This is a genomic window from Paenibacillus lautus NBRC 15380, assembly GCF_004000945.1.
GTDB lineage: Bacteria > Bacillota > Bacilli > Paenibacillales > Paenibacillaceae > Paenibacillus_AQ > Paenibacillus_AQ lautus.
Genome location: NZ_BIMF01000002.1, coordinates 90,282 through 109,190, shown reverse-complemented (window position 1 = coordinate 109,190; position 18,909 = coordinate 90,282). Strand labels below are relative to the sequence as shown.

The following is an 18,909-nucleotide window of genomic DNA, read 5'->3' as shown; positions in this document are numbered from 1 at the left end:
TTTTTTGTGAACATAATCCTTTCCAGTGAGTAATTCAATTGAAGTATGGAGGTTGGTGTTTACATTAATTGCGAAAATGTCTATTATATATATAGACATAACATAAATATGTTTATTAATTACTCAGAAATGAGGAGAGACCATGGAAAAACCTGCTTCTACAAATCATAAACCCGTGATGATTTCGGATAACTATGGGAAAGTGGATGGACGATTCGCATATAAGACAGATGTAAGAGCCCTATCTTTGGGATTGAGCGGGCAGAACGAGGATGGCAAGGCGCATATTGCCGCCAAAGTATGGAGAGCTGCCGAGGGACAAGGGATTGGATCTTCGGATGAGATCCCCATCCATCGAATTCTAGATTTGTCCATTCTCATTTGCAGTGCCCTGACCCACTTTAGCGAAGCCTATAGATATGAACATTTATATGATCCACAACATCCTGTGATCGACCGGATCGGATTGCAGGGGAACGCCATGACGGTGGCTGTTTGTACGGATAATGAAGAGATTCATGAGGATATCAAGCTGTTCAACGAGGCATTGAGCGATAACGGTGAGATGATTGGAGAACGTCTGCGCACTTTAACGAGAATGTTAGAAGAATTGGGTTATGCACGATGAGAAACCCGTCGAACGGGGAGTTAAGAGGCTTTTCCCGTGTTCAGAGTTAACGAGAGTTTGGAGGTGAGAGGTCATGAACGACCAGAATGACAATGAATCTTGCGTGCTGTCTCCTGGGAGAGAATGGACTGACGAAGAAAAGAGCCTTGTCTGGAAAAAACCATTAACGCATACAGTAAGCGAGGAAGAACGCCGAATCACGAATGAAATTAAGCGTAATTGGCATCGCGGCGAGATGAAAATCGCCAATATTCTATTGGAGGGAGATGCCGGCTCCGGGAAAACACAGCTCGCCAAGGCGCTGTCTGCAAACTTCAGGTTACCCTATACCAAAGTAACTTGTTTTGCCGATATGGATAAATCGGATATCCTTGGCGCCATTTTACCGGTTATTTCATCGGATCGAATGAAGCAGTTGGAAACCGGGGACCAAGCGGCCTTGAAAGCATTGTACGAAAGCGATGGCTTTCGAAGCTCGACGGAGATTTTAATGGAGGCGCTGGAGATTCCACAAGAGATGGCTGCCGCCAAGATGAAGCAATTATTGAAGCTGGCTGCGAATAGCACTCTGGATGGAGCTGTAGAGTATCGATTTTACGCTTCCGAGATCGTCAGAGCTTTTCAAAAGGGATATCTGCTGGAAATACAGGAACCGAACGTGATTCGGGATGCTGGCGTATTGATGGCATTAAATTCCGCATTGGAGCCGGGCGGCAGTCTTAATCTCCCAACGGAGATCGTACACCGGCATCCGGATTTCATAGCCGTGATTACGGCAAACCGCAGTTATGCGGGATCCAGGCCGCTTAACGAGGCATTGCGTGACCGTGTGCAGCATACGGAGAAAATGGACCTGCCGACCAAAGAGATCATGATGGAGCGGGCAATGGCCAAAACCGGTTATCGGAACGATGAAATGCTGGACGTGCTGGCAAGCGTCATTATTCTATTGGATAAAACGGCCCGGGCTAATGCCATTAAAGGCGTGGCTGGCATGCGCTCCTATTTCTATTGGGTGGATGCCGTTGCTCAAGGTGCTCCTGCGAGGGAGGCACTTTACCATAAAGTGATCTATAAGATAACTACCGATTCGGAAGAGATCAAACTGCTGGAAGAAGCGCTGGTAGGCGAAGGCTTATTGGATACGTTGGAGGAAGTCCCAATTGAAAATAATAAAAAACGGAATGCAGAAGCAGTGGAGATCACGACATGGGACAGCGATATAGACCCGGATTCCACTTCTGATGGGGAAGCCGAGGAAGAAGGGCTCCGGTTAAAAAAGTCCGCTGAAAGCGAAAACAGCACATCCATCCTTGCGGATGAGTCAGCGGATATGGAGAGTACGGATTCAGGGGAGGACGGATCACCGCAATATCATCAGGCCAATCCCGCACCCATGTCGGAGGAGGAGAAGCGGAGGGAGCGGGACTTCCGCAAAAAACTGAATCAAGTCTCCAGAGCCATCGTGTCCGACTCGATTCATCAGGCTGTTAAGCTGATCGTTCACCGTCCTGAATACGACCCGAATCAGCAGGAGGAATATTCGAGTCTGAGTAAGGGCCTTATGCCCATCGTGCGGGAAATCGCCAGAAAGACGCTGCCGCTATTGGAGCATGAGAACACCGCGGAATATGCCAAAAACCATTACTATGGTTCTAAATTTCAGGCTGACAGCGTGGCCTATCGCGATTTCAAGTATTTTGCCAAGAAACGTCCTCCGACGGAATCCCCTGGTCTTGTGGTCGGTTTGAGGGTGGATGAATCCGCATCGATGGCTGCTTTCGGTAGATTGGAGGCGGCCAAGCGGGCGGTCATTGCTGTCTATGAATTCTGTCAAATTTGCCATATTCCTGTTTTAATTTACGGGGATACTGCGGATGTTTCCCGTTTGGAACAAATGTCCATCTTCGCATATGCCGATTACGATCAACCGGATGTTCGCGATCGGTTCAGGTTGATGGGGATCCGTGCCAGAAGTAATAATCGGGATGGTATGGCTTTAAGAATTATGGCGGAACGGTTAGCAGCTTCACCGAAGCAAACCAAGCTGTTGATCAGCATCAGCGACGGGCAGCCAAAAGCCATGGAAGACTATACAGGAAATCTGGCTATTCAGGACATGCAGCAGACGCTATCCGAATACGAAAGAAAAGGAGTCAAATTTTTGGCGGCCGCCATCGGTCAAGACAAGGATGTCATTAGTCAGATCTATGGTGCCGAGAGGTTTTTGGATATGACCAACCTGAATGAGCTGCCAGCGAAATTGGTGCGCATCATTTCCCGGTACTTGTAAGATCATACTGAACAGCTTCAGCCTGCGTGTCCTTGTGACATGCGGGCTTGTTTCCGTATTTATGTCAGTGAATACCTGAACATGCCTCCTAGTTCGTTCTTGGTAAACTGGACATGTGCCCCGTTCAAACATTATAGTTAAAAGAATGAAGATCACGTCATTTTGTCGGATTTTTTCGGTGTCGTGAATCCATGCTCAGCTTTACATCTTGAATATGTATACATAAGTAAGGGAGGACATGTATGGAGCAACCCCGTATTTGGCCGGATCGGTTCAAGCGCTTTTTTCTGAACAATAAGTTTGTGCTTCTTTTGCTTGTTCTGTTGCTGGTTGGACTCAATGTGTTGGTTCTAAGCAAGATTTCGTTTGTGCTGCATCCGCTCGCCGTATTAATCAAGACGATCGTGTTGCCGATCATTTTATCAGGAATTCTCTATTATTTGCTGAACCCTCTGGTAGATGTAATGGAAAAATGGAAGATCAAGCGCGGATGGTCCATCCTGATCCTATATCTGGTTATTGCCGGTATTCTAACGATCGTGGTGCTCGCGGTCATTCCGGTGCTGCGCAACCAGATTATGGGGCTGATTGATAATTTTCCGACATATAGCGAAAAGGCTAGACAGCAGTTTGAAGATCTAACGGGCAGCGAGTTGTATAATCAGATTCAAGAGACCATGAACATTAACTCCCAAGAATGGTGGACAACCGTCACGCAGAAGGCAACGGAAATTCTGAACCATACGTGGAGCAGAGTGGGCGGGTTTCTGGGTGCTTTTACGGAGGTTGTGCTGTCGATTGTGACCGTACCCTTTGTGCTGTTTTATATGCTGAAAGACGGCAAAAAGCTCCCTCTGAAAATATTGTCTTTCCTGCCGACGAAGAGTCGTTCCGGAATTTTGCATGTGCTTCAGGATATCAATCATCAGATCAGCTCGTTTATCCGCGGGCAGATTATTGTGAGCTTCTGCATTGGGATTCTGCTCTATATCGGTTACATGATCATCGGTCTGGATTACGCGTTGATTCTAGCGATTATTGCATCGTTCACCAGCGTGGTGCCCTATCTGGGACCCGCAATTGCGATTACGCCTGCGCTCATTGTGGCTTTGGTCACTTCTCCGATGATGCTGCTGAAGATGGTGGCGGTATGGACGATCGTGCAATTAATCGAAGGGAAGTTCATCTCACCGCAAATCATGGGCAAAACGCTTAAGATTCACCCCATTACGATTATCTTCGTCATACTGACGGCCGGTAATCTGTTCGGTGTGGTTGGCATTCTGTTAGCCGTTCCCGGTTATGCGGTCCTCAAGGTTTGTGTATCCCATATCTTCGAATGGTTCAAGGACACATCGGGATTATATGATCCTCGGAATAACAACACGCTGAAATAGTCCATCAAATTTCGGCGGTTGCAAGCCCCGTTGACCGTAAGGCTATCATATGAATTTGCTTCCGAAGTCGCCTTGTTGGCGGCTTTTTTTGCGGACAAATCTTTTCAAAGAATCAGAAGGTAAATGTAACCAAGACCCACCCTATAACCTGGGTTCATTGCAAAAACGAATCCGAGTTAATATAATGGATATCATAGGTCTATGTAATTCGAAATTAAAGGAGGAAACCGCCATACAGTTTTCCAAAAGCGTTGATTATGCTCTGCACGCCTTAATCCATTTGGCTCATTCGGAGCGTGACCAGAACATCGGAATCAAGGAGTTATCTGCGACGCTGGGCGTTTCGGAAAGCTATTTGTCCAAAATTATGTCCAAGCTGAGGCAGGATGGAATCGTGCGGGCAGTGCCGGGAGTGAACGGAGGCTACGAGCTTGCAAAGACGGCCGAGCAGATTACATTCCTTGAAGTGATACAGGTGATCGAAGGAAGGCAGCAGCTCTTTGAATGCTCAAATATGAATTCGCGGCAGCACCGTTTGCTGACCGAAGAGAAGGCTGCCGAGAAACAAGAGGACCACCCCCGTGAGTGCGTATGCCTGGTCAAACAGGTGATGGACGGTGCCGAACGGCAATTGAATCGATACTTGGAGGAGCAAACGATCCAGTCGGTATTGGACGCGGCATCAAAACGTGGCAGCTGTGCTGAGAACAAGAAGTGATGAACTTCTTGTATTCTGAATATGGATATTTTAAGTCTGTAATACATGTGCACATGAAATTAAGGTAACTTCTCATCAAGCCGAAAGTTTGGGAGGGATCGTGATCGATAAACACTTTGAGAAATTAAGCGGGTTTGAAGAAAGAGAACATTGGCTTTTACTTCGTCAGTTGGTGAATACAGCGATACACGATTCTACGCATGGTGATCATGAAGATAGAATGTTCGGTCAGAGATTGTATAAGCTGTTGGAAATGCACATAGATACCGTTAACAACCAGAGACTGCAAGAAGAGAAACTTCAAACTCACGTCCATATTGTGTTCAGTCTCTCTGAAGCCGGTTCATTAAAAGTTGCGCTCAGTCAACTTGGTAAACGGGAGGAGTCTCGGGTACTAGCATTTAATGATTGGTTTTCAGTCGGTCCCATCACGGAATTGAGCACAAAGGAAGGGCAGCTCCGAAGGCAAATGTGGTTGATGGAACATGACAGGGATTCATATTATTCAGACAGTATAAACCAGGAACACCAAATTGAGCGTATGATCGATACGCTGAAGAATATACCGGAGAGCAAGACCGTTGTGGTATGGTGCGCGGATAACGCCCATGATCAAACGGGGCTTCGATTTGCAATGTATCTGCTGAGGGAGCGGAAGAGTCCAGTCCATATGGTCAATGTGACACAAATACTCACAGAAACGGCGCAGGGTAATGCTCCAGTATCGCAGGCATTGGTCGAACGAGATAAATACATCGAAATCCTCAGAAATTATGGTGAGGGGATCCCTCTTAATTCTGATCTGAGGAAGCGTTATGAGTCAGAATGGTTGGGGTTGGCAGGACAGGATGATGTGCTTCGACTCTGGGAAGAGGGAAAAATCATATGCTGCCAAGAGGATAAACTGGACGAGGTTATTGTTAAATCGGTCTTGGAGCTGCAAGATAAACTCAATCCCGGTAATTTTGTTAAGGCTGGAGACGTCGTGACTAAAATACTGGAAAGCTCACAGCAGCGTATAAGCTATTCCTTTATCATCTACAGAATCTGGAGTTTGGTCAGTGATGGTGTTTTAACGTTCAAGGGTTTACCGGGTTTTCCTCATCAATTCTCGCTAGGTTTATCGCATGTTTAAGAAGCCGCCAGGGGCGGCTTTTTGTGTTGACTTGGACAGTTCTTACCCCATGTAAGGAAAGGAACTTGGATTTCATGCGTTTTTCTATTGACCGAATGTTCAGTCTTAAATTATATTAGAATCATAAAATCTGGATCATCATCCATAGGCGAGAGGAGTTTTTAAATGGATTTAGCTTATCAGACTCAAGGCAGTGGGACACCCGTTGTGTTGGTACACAGCCCAGGTGTAGATTCAAGAGAATGGAAGTATGTTGCCCCGCAGTTAGCCCGGAATCATCAAGTCATCACGTATGATGGTCGCGGAACTGGAAAATCCCCTGCGCCGCAAAAGCCAACCAGCTTGGTTGAAGACCTACGGTCATTGCTTGATCATCTGGAAATTGACCGCGTTTCGCTTGTCGGTCATTCCATGGGAGGGCAGGCAGTTACGGATTTTGCCTTGACTTACCCTTCTAGAGTCGACCATTTGGTATTAATCGCACCATCACTAACCGGATTCGAGCACTCCCAGCCATTCATCGATTGGATGGCCCAAGTTAATGCTTGTGCACCCGATGTCAACCGTCTCGTAGAACAATCGTTAAGCGGGCCGAATTATCGTGTGACGATGTCCGGCTCTGAACGGGATTTTTTGCGCGAGATGCACACGTTGTATATGACCAGAGTGTTTAGTGAGTGGAAGAGCTTCGAGGTTGTATGGCCGATGCCGCCAGCGATCGAGCGGTTGGAGGAGCTTGTTGTAAACACGCTGTTTATTCAGGGAACGGTCGAATGGGAGGATATGCAGCGAATTGCGGAACAGTTCAAGCGAGTTCAAGACATCCGTTTCGAAGTAGTCGAGGGGGCTGACCATATGATCACGCTGACGCACGCAGAAGAACTGGCTGGTTTGATTCTTACATTTTTAGCGAGAGGATAAAGGGACTCATCCGGCAGAACTACAAATAAAAAATAAGCGCTTTGTTTGGTAGAGTGACCAAAGATTGCACTTAAAAAAGCCGCACAAAATGCGGCTTTTTTAATGAGTTCATGCGAGTTCTTCAACGAGTAAATGAAACGCCATCTATTCATTGCGTGTAATAAACGAGAGGTGGGAACGACACGCTTCCACGCTCCCCGATTGCCTCGCCTCCTCACTTGTCGGCTTTTTTCTCCGGTGCAGCCGGGGGTGCTTTTTTAGATGTTTCCTGGCTTGTCTCAAAGCTAATCGGCGTTATGCCTTTTGCCTTCCATACTGTACCTCTACGCTCGTACTCGAATAACTGTTCAATGGCATTCGCAATCTGCGGCCCGACTTCGCGCTCAACCAAATACAAGGCCACATCAAGTCCGGAAGTAACCCCTCCGCCAGTCACCAAGCGCGGACCATCTTCCACGATTCTTGCTTCAACCGGAACTGCACCGAGAGCTCCTAGCGCCCCCATGCCGATCTGATTGGTGACCGCATATCTGTCTTTCAACAAGCCATCCATAGCCAGCAGCAATGAACCTCCGCACACGGTAGCCACCGTGACTTTTTTATTATTCATCGCTTGTTTCATCATACTTGTTAAACCAGTATCCTTAGCCTGTCTTAATATGCTGGGAATAGCATCTTGGGAATACCCTGCCGGCTTTCCCGACGCTCCAGGAACCACTATAATCCCGGAACGGTTAGGGTCTATTACGGCTTGCGCTTCGAGAGTGGGCCCATTCAGCCCGCTCGGGACCGAACGTTTACCTTCTGCAGATACCAATTCAACGGTGACTTTTCCACCAGTATACATTCCAGCGGCAGCAAATACTTCATATGGCGCTAATGCGTCCAGCAGATCAAACCCATCGAATAATACGATTTGAACATGTACGCTTTTATCCTTGGATGGATCCGGCTTCTTATTGGTTTCCGCGCTTGCTGCGGGGGCTAACAGACTTAGAATGAGCGTAAACGACATGAGTAAGCTAAGTATTTTTTTCATCTTATACCAATTCCTTTCGATTCGTTCTGATGATCATTTCAGGAATAAATAGCAGCAGTGCAATAGAACCGTAAACGCCGATGGTGTAGCTGGTAGCGTAAACGTATCCAAACCCCTGATGAAAAAGGGAAGTAATGAGATGAATCAACATGTTCGTGAAGCAAAAGGCGTAACTACGAATCATCCAGTTGCGATGACGGTTGATCCGTTTCCTCTTGATCTGGACGAACGCCGTAATGGTGATAACCAGCCAAATCATATTCAGCAGATTGAATCCCATACTGCTTATTTTTCCGCCGGTGGCGTAAGGGGCCATATATCCGGAAGTCAGCACAACTAGCAGTACGGACACGATATATACATAGCCGTTTATGCGATGGAGCCAGCGGCTTCTTTCAAATATTCGATTCGAAAAGTTAACCAGCCCCGATGCCATGGCCATACATGCGAATGCAACATGAACGTACATGACATTTAACCAAACCGGGAGATTAAGCTCGCGCTTCAGCCCGGTTTTATGGCTTAAAAACCCCGCAGCACCGGGATCGATCCAGTAGTTTTTAACCAAGGCATATAGTATAAATAGTATGCTGACACAGGCCAGCAGTAGGTATAACGATTTCCGTTTCTTCATCCGTTCCCAACTCCCGAAGCGCCATATTTGATACATTCCATTCCTGAAAAAAACTCGATCGATGTACATTCTTGGAAGCCAGACCGCGTGTAGGCCGCGGTTTTTCATATGATTAGGAAACCCGATTTCCTGTTAATTTGGATGCAGGCAGGAGTCCGGCTTTGGCGATACCGACCATGTGATCTCCATCGACAACAACTTCAAATTTGAGATTCAAGCGCATGGGTTTCGTGATTCGCAGCGACCAGGTCAGCTTGTTATCCAGAAGCACGGGGTTTATAAACTCGATGGTTTCATCTCCTTGCGTTGCCGTGCCATGGATCATCTCGTGTCTTGTCGCTATGGAGAGCTTGACCTCCAGCTTCCCGACGGGCGTAGCGAGGGTGGTATCCCAATCCCCGTCGAAGACCGTTGCCTGTGTGCTATTGCTATGCAGGGAACTGGGCGTGGTTGTCATCGCTGTTTTGTTCACCGCAGTGTTGGGTTCGTCACTCGTCAATGGTTTATGAACGCTAGGCGCAATCCCTTTATCCTTCCAAACCGTTCCTCTTCGTTCATATTCAAATAACTGCTCTACCGCGTGAGCGATACGAGGCCCAAGTTCACGCTCCACCAGATATAGCGCTACATCAAGTCCTGAAGTCACGCCGCCGCCGGTAACCAGATTGCCGTCGTCCACGACGCGAGCCGAGACGGGAAGTGCACCGGTTGCACCAAGTAGATCCATGCCCAGGTGGTTGGTTACCGCCGGCCTGCCTTCCAAGAGGCCTCCCATGGCAAGCACCAGGGAACCGCCGCAGACCGTAGCGACGATGATGTCTTTGTGCTGGAGCGCCTGCTTGATCATATCGGTCAATCCCGTACTCATGGCCCGGCCCAGAATAGCCGGAATCGAATCTGGCCCATCATCTTCGACATCGCCGGATGCGCCGGGTACGAGAATGATGCCCGCACGTTCCGGGTTCAGTCTGCCACTCGCTTCAATCTTCAACCCGTTGATGCCGCTAGGCACGGATCTTGGACCTTCGGCGGTGACCAGTTCTACGCTTAACGCGTTTTCAGCATTCATGGCTGCGGCGCAAAAGACCTCGTAAGGTGCTATTGCATCCAGAAGGTCGAAGCCGTCAAACAACACGATTTGAACGTTTAGCATTCAATAATTCCTCCTAGTCTCTATTTGATCAGAAGATCTTTCAGCATGCGATATTCCTTCTCATCAATTTCACCTTTGGCCATTCGATTCTTTAGAATCATTGCGATATCATCCTTTTGATGATCGCTTTTGTAACGTTGACGAATCGCGTATACTCGAACCGCCAGGAAAGCAAATAGCGTGAGACAAAACAAAGCGCCAAAAGGGAAGAACGAGAATGCGTTATTTTCCAAACCCATATGTAAACCTCCTTTATCGATGACTGCGCGGGACGATCACCCGAAATATGGGCTGTTCGTGTGCGCAAGTAGAATCATAACAAACGAATATCTCAAACGAAGATGTAGAAAGGTCACAAAAGGATAAACAAACCATCACAATACATAAGCTTGCGTTGGTTCTTGCTAAAAAAATGATAAACTAGGAAAGCAAAGGTGGGATAAACATGAGAGGATCAAAGACGATACTGGTTGTAGACGATGACCAAAGTATCGTTGAGCTATTAAGGGATTTTCTGGAGAATGACAACTTTCAAGTAATGACTGCTTGCGATACCGCTCAAGCGTGGGACATATTCAAACAAAATTCCATTCATTGTATTGTTCTTGACATCATGATGCCGGGCCAAAATGGATTTGAGTTTTGCCGCCGGATTCGTGTGGAGAGCAATGTTCCCATCCTCTTTTTGAGCGCTCGCAGCGATGATGTGGATAAGATTCGTGGCCTGACTCTCGGAGGCGATGATTACATCGTCAAAACGGCTTCGCCAGGAGAGATCGTTGCCAGAGTGAAAGCCGTATTGCGGCGTTACGCTTCCCCTCAGCCAATGGATAGTAGGGTCTTGGATTACGGCCGCATCAAGTTAAACCTGTCCACGAGAGAAGTACTAGTGGATGGAAATAACGTCGTGCTCACACCCAAGGAATATGAGTTGCTTCGATTATTTGCCGAGCACCCCAGACATGTTTTCTCCTACGAACAATTACTTGCGAAATTTTGGGATGGGGTGGGCGACAGGCATACGATTCGGGTCCATCTCAGCCGGCTTCGCGAGAAAATCGAAGCCGATCCGAACCAACCGATATTCCTGGTCAACGTATGGGGAGTAGGGTATCGCTTTGAGGGAGGGTAACATGAGGTCACTCCGCATTCGTACGTTTACAATGCTTTGCTTCTTCTTTATCCTCTTATTGCCTTGGATCTTCTTTGTTGCCGCACACTTTATGGAAACCAAGACGCTCAGCTTCGAAAAAGGTCGGCTTCAAAACGAAACGCTGCAACGAAATATATCGGAGATGACTCAGCGAATTGAAACGGACACAGACCAATGGTCGGATCCGAACTGGCAAAACCAATTGTATACAGCGCTGCGCGAAGCGAAGATGGATGTTCTCATTCAATCCGCAGCAGATCAGGAAATTTATCGTTCCAATCCGGAGCGACGAGGCACTACGTTATCGACCGAGCGGTTCTCTGTCATAGAGGACGGCCAATTGCTGGGAAGGGTTATTCTGTATTTGCCTCAATCCAATCAAGTTCAAGTCATGTCGGCTTTTATCGGGCTCCTGCTTGCGATCTTTGTCGTCGGAATGGAAATGAGAAGATTCGTTCTTAAACCACTCGAGAAGATGGGAATCGCAGCTAGACAAATTGCAACTGGGGATTGGGAGGTTCGGTTACCCATGTCCAGGGTCACCGAAATCGCTGAAGTCCGCGACGGATTCGATGTTATGGTGAAGGGACTGGAGCAGTCCTATGGGAAACAGGCCGAATTGGAGGAGGAACGCCGATTCGTCATTGCTGCTGCGGCGCATGATTTACGGACACCGTTGTTCGCTTTGCGTGGCTATTTGGATGGACTTGAGCAAGGGATCGCACAATCCCCGGAGAAAATGACCCAATATGTGGCGGTTTGCAAGGATAAATCGGCACAATTGGATCGTTTGGTAGAGGACCTTTTCACCTTTACAAAAATGGAGTATGTGGAGTCGGAACTGAACCATAAAACGGTTGATTTTAACCAGGTAATCCGGAATTCAAGGGACAGTCTAAGTCCGCTGGCTCGGCAAAAAGGCATCTCGATCTCATTCCATGTAACAGATGGCTGCACTATCAATGGAGATATGCATTTATTAGAACGTGCCATGAACAATCTTTTGGATAATGCCGTCAGACACACGCCAGCGGGTGGTGAAATCCAAGTCCAGTGTAACAAGGATGGCAATAAGGTTAAGTTTACGTTACGCGATACCGGGCCGGGCTTCTCTACGGAAGAACTTGAGCGCGTATTCGAACCTCTATATAGGGGGGAAGCATCCAGAAGTCGTTCAACAGGTGGAAGCGGATTAGGCTTAACCATTTCACAAAGAATTGTTAGGCAGCACGGAGGCGAACTAGCCGCAAGCAATCATCCGGAAGGAGGAGCACTGCTTGAAGGATGGTTCCCTGCAGCAGCATCTGATTAGATGGGTTTGGGTGTCCTTTGGTACACACGATTTGTTACACGCTAAAAAAGCCGCGACAACGCGGCTTTTTGGTTTGCATGAAAGTGTCCTTGTGGACAATTCTAATCACCCGGGCTTGGATGAACGAGGTCCTTTGACTAGAATAATCAACGCTAGTATCAGTGGTATCCAGATCTGAAAAATAGGAAAATGATATTTCAAATTTTGATTAAATCCGATCCAGATATGATATATAAAGTTGGGGGAAAGAAACGAAATGGCATAAATGAAGGCACCCACGATCACCGTTAATTTTTTATGGCTCACTTTGATTAAACTCGAAAGTCCAAGCACGGCTCCAAGGTAGAATGCCGTCATTTTAACGAAAATTCCAATATAAATCAGCATGATAATCAAAGGATCCAAACGTTCAAGGAAATTGGCGATTTGGATGAGACGGACAGAACGAAGCAGCGGAAAAGTCGAAATACTAGTAATCGAAGGGTCAAGAATAGCAAGGTTTAAAATGTTGAATAGCAATAAAAAGATGCCGACGAAAATATAAGCAGAAACAGATGCTTTGGACAGCTTTTTCTTGTCGTCGAGATGACTCCAAAACATGAGAAATACCACGATTTGTCCGAAGGGAAAGCTAATCACCTCCGGTAAGGAAGCACGCAACACTGGCAGAATGCCATTCTCTAATATGGGCAAAAGGCGCTCAAGATGAATGATGTTCGATCCGAGGAACATGATGATGATTAGCATATAGCCTATTAGAGTGAAAGGAAGCATGAATTCGACGACACGAAAGAAAACCTCAATGCCTTTTGATACGGCGTAGCCGGACAGCACGACCATCAAAAGAATAAGGATGTACAGCGGCGTACTGGGGAGAAAGGAGATATTGATAATGTCCGAGAACTCCCGGGTATTCCTCATGGATTCATACGAAAAATAAACGACATAGGCTGTAGTAATGAATGAGCCTAGATACTTGCCCAAGTGTTGATTCAAAATTCGGGGAAGACTAAGATCCGAATTTCTGTTCTGAATATATAGATAGACATATAGCAACAATGATCCCGCGATCATTCCAGCCAACATGACAAGCCATGCATCTTGCTTAGCATCGATCCCCAGCTCATACAACGGGGTACTGCCAATCATAAACAAGATGGTCATGGCAATGATTTGGTATTTACCGATTTTCTCCATGTTGAACCTCCTTATTCATGGGATCGAATGCCGGTTAATTCTTCGGTTCAATCAAATTTGAGAATGGTTTATTGATCATATTCGTGTGCTCAATGGTCACTTTGATGTTCAGGTTGAGTTCCAGTTCCTGAAGCGGTTGTTCGGACGTTGATAATCGTCTGCTTACCGAAGGGTACCTTCTATGAATCATATCCATGAAGCCTGCCGGATCGGTATTCAATTCCTGCATCCTCTTCCAAGCTGTCCCTATCTCGTCCTTGATTTGTTCGGTAATCGTCTCCTCAAGTTTCGTTATGACATCCGGCTTTGTTAAATCCATCGTACAGCTGGTTTCATCAAGGGCACCTTTCGTTTCAATGTGTACCCTCATATTTATAGATCCGTTTACCATGACTGGCTCCACCTGGGTCGATGAATGGACTACCCGGTAGCTCGATAGTTGAGTATTTTCTCGATCACTGCAAGGAAACACAATGATCAAGTTTTTGACGCTGTTCGACAGCCAAGCAACCCCTCTGCTTTCTTCCCGCTTCATCCATCCAACCAGCTTGTCCCCTCGAAAGACCCCCAGATCCCCAAGTTTGATTACCGCTTTATTCCGGGTTGACTTGAGGGCATCCAGGGTGGATTGTTCCTCTTGATCGCCGGAAACCTTTAGCTCTGGAACGACGGCACTTCGGTAAGGATTTGCGATCATCGATGCAAAATCGATCAATTTAATATTTTTAACCTGGGACAGATTCTCTTGACCTTGCGTAATGACTCGTTGAATCGCGTTTCCCGTTATTTTCTCTAATGGAATAAGTACTTCTAATAGATTTGAGGCTTTGCCCTTGGTCAGGAGAACAGACATCGTTTCCCTGCTTTCCAAGGGGCGGAGGAAAAAATCAAGAATTTGCCGTACTCCTTCCTTCCGCGCGACCTGCTCATTCAATATCAAAATGGAGTTATGGGCAAAAAAGAGCGTTCGAGGTGCTTCTAGATTGGCATTCTGCATGGCTTCACGAATCGTCTTACCCCTCGTCGAAAAGATGGTGATCGGAGATTGGCTGCCGCCGGCTCCACCGCCTGTCTGGGTAGCAATGGACTGCGGGATGACAACTTGGAAGGAAATGACCCATTCGTCATTGCTTCGGTCAATGGATGTTGCAGATACAATGCTGAGCGAGTTAAGCTCCCGGCTATCCCAGCAGCCGTTTAGCAAGAACGGAAGGATCACGGTAAGAATCAGGAGATTAAGTTTACGGTTCATCTATTTCTTCACCTCCTAGTTTACCGGTTGTTGATTACTTCCTGTCTTCGGTAGGCGATGGTCGCGGACTCATTTTTTGCCGTTTCCGGTTGTTCTGACTGATTAAGGTCGGTCTTGCCAGCATGGCCCACCATGGAACACGAACCAAGACGTCTTTTTGGTCTGACGGGATAAATGGAGCGAACGGGGCGAGGTAGGGCAAGCCGAATGAACGTAAACCGCATAAATGAATTAACATCGCGATTAATCCAGCCATAATGCCAAACAGCCCTAATGTCGCCGCCAGTATCATAAAACCAAAACGAAGCAATCTTGCCGAGTTCGATATGCTCACGGACGGGGCCACAAAGCTGGCAATGGCCGTGAATGCAACAATGATCACCATGGCAGCAGATACTAAACCGGCCTGGACTGCCGCTTGCCCCAGCACCAAAGCACCTACAATGGATATCGCAGAACCCATAGCTCTCGGCATTCGAACGCCGGCTTCCCTTAATACTTCGAATGTAATTTCCATAGCCAGCGCTTCGACAACGGCCGGAAAGGGGATGCCTTCCCGCTGGGCCGCAAGGCTAATCAGCAACGTAGTTGGCAGCATTTCTTGATGAAACGTTGAGATAGCAATATAAAGCGAAGGAAGAAGCATCGATACAACAAAGGAAATGATGCGTAAGAGACGCAAAAAGGTGGCGATATCGAATTTTTGATAGTAATCCTCACTCGATTGAAAAAGCTTAAATAGGGTGATGGGGGCAATCAGCGCAAAGGGAGTTCCATCAACCAAAATGGCCACTTTCCCTTCCAGAATCGCACCGGCGATCGCATCGGGGCGCTCCGTGTTGGTAATGGTAGGAAAGGGGGTGAACGTATTGTCTTGAATAAATTCTTCGATATAGCCGCTCTCCAGAATGCTGTCGGTATCAATTCGGTCTAATCGATTCAGTATTTCTTGTACCACCTTATCATTGGCGATACCATGCAAATACATGACGGCAACATGCGTTTGGGTGACCCGGCCAATCTTTCGATCCACGATCCAGAGATTCGGGCTTTTAATCTTCCGACGGATTAAAGCCGTATTGGTACGGATATTTTCCGTGAATCCTTCCTTTGGACCGCGAACAACGGTTTGAGATTGGGGCTCTTCTACGCCGCGCTCTTCGCCTCCTGTAGAGCTTGCCATAATGCCGTGGCATGATCCGTCTATGAGAATGACGGTATTGCCTTCAAGTACGGCGGAGATGATTTGACCCATATTATCCAAATCGCTAATGCTGCCGATGGATAAGAATCGGTTTTTGATCATAGAGAGGATCTCAGTTGGGTCGGATGTCTGCAACTTTTCATGGTAATCTTTTGGTGTTAAAGATTGCATGATCGAGTTATTAATCGTAAGCGTATCCACCAGCCCATCGATATAAATGACCGCAATGGTACGGTCGCTTCCGAAAATATGTTGTAACGTACGAATAATGATATCTCGGCTGTTACCGGTCTGCTCCCTGAGCAAGTGCAAATTCTGATCCAAGTGATCGGAGAGGGGGGAGGGGGCCGGCATTTGATTCGTTTGATGATTTTGTTGAGATCGATCTGGTTTGGATTTTGTTTTCTTTGATTTTTTGAACAATGGCATGTGATCAGCTCGCTTTAACAATGATTCGTACGATCTAATCGTTCCCTAATTCTGGTTTAATATTCGGTTGGTTTGAGCATCTAGCGCATTGATTTATTGTGTATATCTATAAGCGTTATTCAAACTATATATTGGACCTATAACACCTCTTGATTCTATGATCTTTGTATAAAAAGCAAGAAGGAGTGTGACCGATGTCCATTTATCAATTTCAAGCCAAGTCCATTCTCGGCCAGCCCGTAGAATTATCAACATACCGCGACAAGGTTCTTCTTATCGTTAATACTGCCAGCAGATGCGGCTATTCTCGTCAATTTGCTGATCTTGAGCAGCTTTATGAGCTTCACCGTGAACAGGGCTTTGAAATACTCGGTTTTCCGTGCAACCAATTCAATGAAAAAGAGCCTGGGAGCAACGCGGAGATTCAACAATATTGCGAGGGGCAATTTGGAGTGACGTTTCCTTTGTTTGAAAAAGTAGAGGTTCGCGGACCGTCGGCTCACCCGTTGTTTCCATATCTTACGCATCGAGCGCCGTTTCAAGGCTTCGACACACAAACCTCGAGCGGGCGCTGGATGCAGGATTTCCTGCTGGAAAAATACCCGGATTTATACGCTGGTGACGGAATCAAGTGGAATTTCACAAAATTTTTGATCGACCGTAACGGTAACGTAGCGGGGCGATATGAAACTGTGACTGAGCCACGTGAGATCGAACCGGTTATCGTATCGCTTCTCTGAAATCGATCACTCGAAAGAAAAAAAGACGGCATTAAAAGCCGTCTTTCGTCCGAGAACAATAACGTATATGATAATGAGCTGCCTAATAGCGCCGAGTAGCCATCCTTGTAGGTCTCAGCCCTACCAGAAATATCAAGCTGTATGCCCAGAATAGCCAAGCGGCCAGCACGTGGATGCTCTCCACTGAAATAACCGGGAAAATGACAGAGTGGAAGAGTAGCGACAGAATGTCTAACAACATGCCAGGCAAAGCAATGTAGACGGAAAGGCGGGGGCGTTCTGAATACGGAATATCGAGGGAGGAAAACAAAGGAGCGATACATCCGTAAATCAAGGGGATCGCGATAATAAAGCTGACAGCGGTTCGAATGGGATGCCTGACATCAATCAACCAATCTCCCCAGAAATGAAAGATAACCGTCGCTGCAAGCCAAAGGACGAATCCCCATGCCAAAAAGAAGCTATGACGCTGTCTGTTTGTCCGAGTGCTGTTCATTTCTTCACCTCGCTGGACATGAAATCAAAAAATACTTGCAATGCATGAAAAATTTCGTCTTTTGGAAAATCCTCATCCAGCAGAGCTTGTACGGCCAGCCCATCCATTAATGCGTTCATTAAAATGCCCCAATGCTCCAAGGTGATTTCCTTTATCGGTGATTCACCCCAACGTGCAGTAAGAATGTGAGTCAGATGTTGGTTTTCCTCTTGAATCATGGCACCCATACGGCTGCGATTCTCTTTGATTTGAAAGCTAGCAGCTAATGACGAGAAAAATAATCGATGATAAACAGAATGATAATCGCATCGTTCTTTGGCTTCTAGTATGGCTTCTTCAATAGATCGATTGTTTTGCTCCAGTGAAACCCATGAAGCATTACATAGGCTTTCAACGAGTTCAATGATTAATTGCTCTTTCGTTCGAAAATGATAATAGACCGTCCCTTGGCTGACATTTGCTTGTTCGGCCACTGCTTTCAAAGTTAATTTATCCATACCTTTTTCTGCAACACACTTTTGGGCAGCTTCGAGCAGCTCTTGTTTGCTGATTACATTGGGTTTCGCCATGACCGGTTCACCTTCCTTATGAGTAAGTTATTCAAACAACTAACTCTAATGTATAAAAAATAAACTCGATTTGTCAAATTGAGGAATCGGAATCATAGTTTGCTGAGTTACCTTGGCCACTTCTTGCGCTGTAGGATAATTCAGAGCCAATTTAAGGACATTTAACGCACCTGTTTTTCTAAAAGCTCGTTTAAGTTCGGGATTGGTTACAGAAAATAATTTCCATGTTGCCCAAAAGTGGTAAATTGAGCTGTCGTAATCCGTTAGCTTAATCATCTAACGATCTTGGGCGTTCAGCTCTCGTTCTCCTGTGTATCATAACCCTTCCACTTCTCTCCCCAATCTTGCATGGTATAGTACACCCGAAGGAAATCCTTTCCCTTGTCTGTCAGGGAATACTCGACGGATAATGTAAAGTATAAATTATTCAATCCCGGAGGAGTTCAAACAAAAGGGGCGACGGAAGCATTCGATAACAAGCTGTTAAAAATATTGGTCAAGTTCATTTATAAAATAATCGGTCTGCCTGTCCAGAAAGCAGTAGAACCCATTCTTCATTTCATAAAGTCGCCGCCTAAAGATTCGCTAACTGCTTATAAACAAAACAAAAAACTAGATATTGCTCAAGTTATATTAAAC

20 protein-coding genes are annotated in these 18,909 nt (G+C 46.5%); 9 read left to right on the top strand and 11 right to left on the bottom strand.

Going from position 1 to position 18,909, the window contains the following annotated elements:
• Nucleotides 1–142: 142 nt before the first annotated feature.
• From PLA01S_RS03980 to PLA01S_RS03955, 6 genes are all read left to right on the top strand, one after another.
• Nucleotides 143–628 (top strand): DUF6530 family protein, encoded by a 486-nt coding sequence (locus PLA01S_RS03980; RefSeq protein ID WP_127590187.1) that lies wholly within the window; start codon nt 143–145, stop codon nt 626–628.
• Between the two features lie 73 nt (nt 629–701).
• Entirely contained in the window at nt 702–2,921 is a 2,220-nt protein-coding gene (locus PLA01S_RS03975; protein ID WP_127590186.1) for an AAA family ATPase, read from the top strand.
• A gap of 242 nt (nt 2,922–3,163) precedes the next feature.
• A complete protein-coding gene (locus PLA01S_RS03970; RefSeq protein WP_100536962.1) occupies nt 3,164–4,318 on the top strand; it encodes an AI-2E family transporter in 1,155 nt (384 codons plus the stop codon).
• A 232-nt stretch (nt 4,319–4,550) separates the two neighbouring features.
• Nucleotides 4,551–5,036 (top strand): RrF2 family transcriptional regulator, encoded by a 486-nt coding sequence (locus tag PLA01S_RS03965; protein WP_100539353.1) that lies wholly within the window; start codon nt 4,551–4,553, stop codon nt 5,034–5,036.
• Between the two features lie 100 nt (nt 5,037–5,136).
• Nucleotides 5,137–6,171: a DUF1835 domain-containing protein gene (locus PLA01S_RS03960; protein ID WP_246059311.1), complete on the top strand. Its 1,035-nt coding sequence runs from the start codon at nt 5,137–5,139 to the stop codon at nt 6,169–6,171.
• Between the two features lie 165 nt (nt 6,172–6,336).
• Nucleotides 6,337–7,092, top strand: coding sequence for an alpha/beta fold hydrolase (locus PLA01S_RS03955; protein ID WP_127590185.1), 756 nt, complete (start codon nt 6,337–6,339; stop codon nt 7,090–7,092).
• Nucleotides 7,093–7,306: 214 nt separating this feature from the next.
• Here the strand turns inward: PLA01S_RS03955 and PLA01S_RS03950 are convergent, their stop codons facing one another.
• The 4 genes from PLA01S_RS03950 to PLA01S_RS03935 form a co-directional block, all read right to left on the bottom strand.
• Entirely contained in the window at nt 7,307–8,131 is an 825-nt protein-coding gene (locus PLA01S_RS03950; RefSeq protein WP_127590184.1) for a DJ-1/PfpI family protein, read from the bottom strand.
• A gap of 1 nt (nt 8,132) precedes the next feature.
• Nucleotides 8,133–8,765, bottom strand: a complete 633-nt coding sequence (locus PLA01S_RS03945) for a DUF2306 domain-containing protein (RefSeq protein WP_127590183.1) — start codon at nt 8,763–8,765, stop codon at nt 8,133–8,135.
• A gap of 112 nt (nt 8,766–8,877) precedes the next feature.
• Nucleotides 8,878–9,918 (bottom strand): DJ-1/PfpI family protein, encoded by a 1,041-nt coding sequence (locus PLA01S_RS03940; RefSeq protein ID WP_127590182.1) that lies wholly within the window; start codon nt 9,916–9,918, stop codon nt 8,878–8,880.
• Between the two features lie 20 nt (nt 9,919–9,938).
• On the bottom strand, nt 9,939–10,157 hold the full coding sequence (locus tag PLA01S_RS03935) for an SHOCT domain-containing protein (RefSeq protein WP_127590181.1): 219 nt from the start codon (nt 10,155–10,157) through the stop codon (nt 9,939–9,941).
• 206 nt (nt 10,158–10,363) lie between these two features.
• Between PLA01S_RS03935 and PLA01S_RS03930 the strand changes: the two genes are divergently transcribed.
• Both PLA01S_RS03930 and PLA01S_RS03925 read left to right on the top strand, forming a co-directional pair.
• The gene (locus PLA01S_RS03930) at nt 10,364–11,050 is read left to right on the top strand and encodes a response regulator transcription factor (protein WP_127590180.1); all 687 of its coding nucleotides are present in this window, start codon (nt 10,364–10,366) and stop codon (nt 11,048–11,050) included.
• 1 nt (nt 11,051) lies between these two features.
• A complete protein-coding gene (locus tag PLA01S_RS03925; protein WP_127590179.1) occupies nt 11,052–12,383 on the top strand; it encodes a sensor histidine kinase in 1,332 nt (443 codons plus the stop codon).
• Between the two features lie 105 nt (nt 12,384–12,488).
• On the opposite strand, the gene PLA01S_RS03920 is transcribed toward PLA01S_RS03925, so the two are convergent.
• Genes PLA01S_RS03920 through PLA01S_RS03910 form a run of 3 tightly spaced genes read right to left on the bottom strand, consistent with a single transcriptional unit; the run spans nt 12,489 to nt 16,390 of the window.
• Nucleotides 12,489–13,580, bottom strand: coding sequence for a GerAB/ArcD/ProY family transporter (locus PLA01S_RS03920; RefSeq protein WP_127590178.1), 1,092 nt, complete (start codon nt 13,578–13,580; stop codon nt 12,489–12,491).
• Between the two features lie 34 nt (nt 13,581–13,614).
• A complete protein-coding gene (locus tag PLA01S_RS03915) occupies nt 13,615–14,832 on the bottom strand; it encodes a Ger(x)C family spore germination protein (protein ID WP_127590177.1) in 1,218 nt (405 codons plus the stop codon).
• Nucleotides 14,833–14,866: 34 nt separating this feature from the next.
• Entirely contained in the window at nt 14,867–16,390 is a 1,524-nt protein-coding gene (locus PLA01S_RS03910) for a spore germination protein (protein ID WP_127591031.1), read from the bottom strand.
• A gap of 269 nt (nt 16,391–16,659) precedes the next feature.
• Here PLA01S_RS03910 and PLA01S_RS03905 point away from each other — a divergent pair, with 269 nt between their 5' ends.
• Entirely contained in the window at nt 16,660–17,205 is a 546-nt protein-coding gene (locus PLA01S_RS03905) for a glutathione peroxidase (protein ID WP_127590176.1), read from the top strand.
• Nucleotides 17,206–17,287: 82 nt separating this feature from the next.
• Here PLA01S_RS03905 and PLA01S_RS03900 read toward each other — a convergent pair whose 3' ends face one another.
• From PLA01S_RS03900 to PLA01S_RS03890, 4 genes are read right to left on the bottom strand one after another with little or no spacing between them, the layout of a single operon-like run.
• Nucleotides 17,288–17,701, bottom strand: a complete 414-nt coding sequence (locus PLA01S_RS03900) for a DUF5367 family protein (RefSeq protein WP_127590175.1) — start codon at nt 17,699–17,701, stop codon at nt 17,288–17,290.
• The gene (locus PLA01S_RS03895) at nt 17,698–18,270 is read right to left on the bottom strand and encodes a TetR/AcrR family transcriptional regulator (RefSeq protein ID WP_127590174.1); all 573 of its coding nucleotides are present in this window, start codon (nt 18,268–18,270) and stop codon (nt 17,698–17,700) included. Before PLA01S_RS03895 ends, PLA01S_RS03900 begins: the two co-directional genes overlap by 4 nt.
• Nucleotides 18,271–18,315: 45 nt before the next feature.
• Nucleotides 18,316–18,546 carry a hypothetical protein gene (locus PLA01S_RS31850; protein ID WP_164817293.1) on the bottom strand — a complete coding sequence of 77 codons (231 nt, stop codon included), beginning with the start codon at nt 18,544–18,546 and terminating at the stop codon, nt 18,316–18,318.
• Nucleotides 18,547–18,563: 17 nt separating this feature from the next.
• The gene (locus tag PLA01S_RS03890) at nt 18,564–18,701 is read right to left on the bottom strand and encodes a winged helix-turn-helix transcriptional regulator (protein WP_127590173.1); all 138 of its coding nucleotides are present in this window, start codon (nt 18,699–18,701) and stop codon (nt 18,564–18,566) included.
• Between the last annotated feature and the right edge of the window lie 208 nt (nt 18,702–18,909).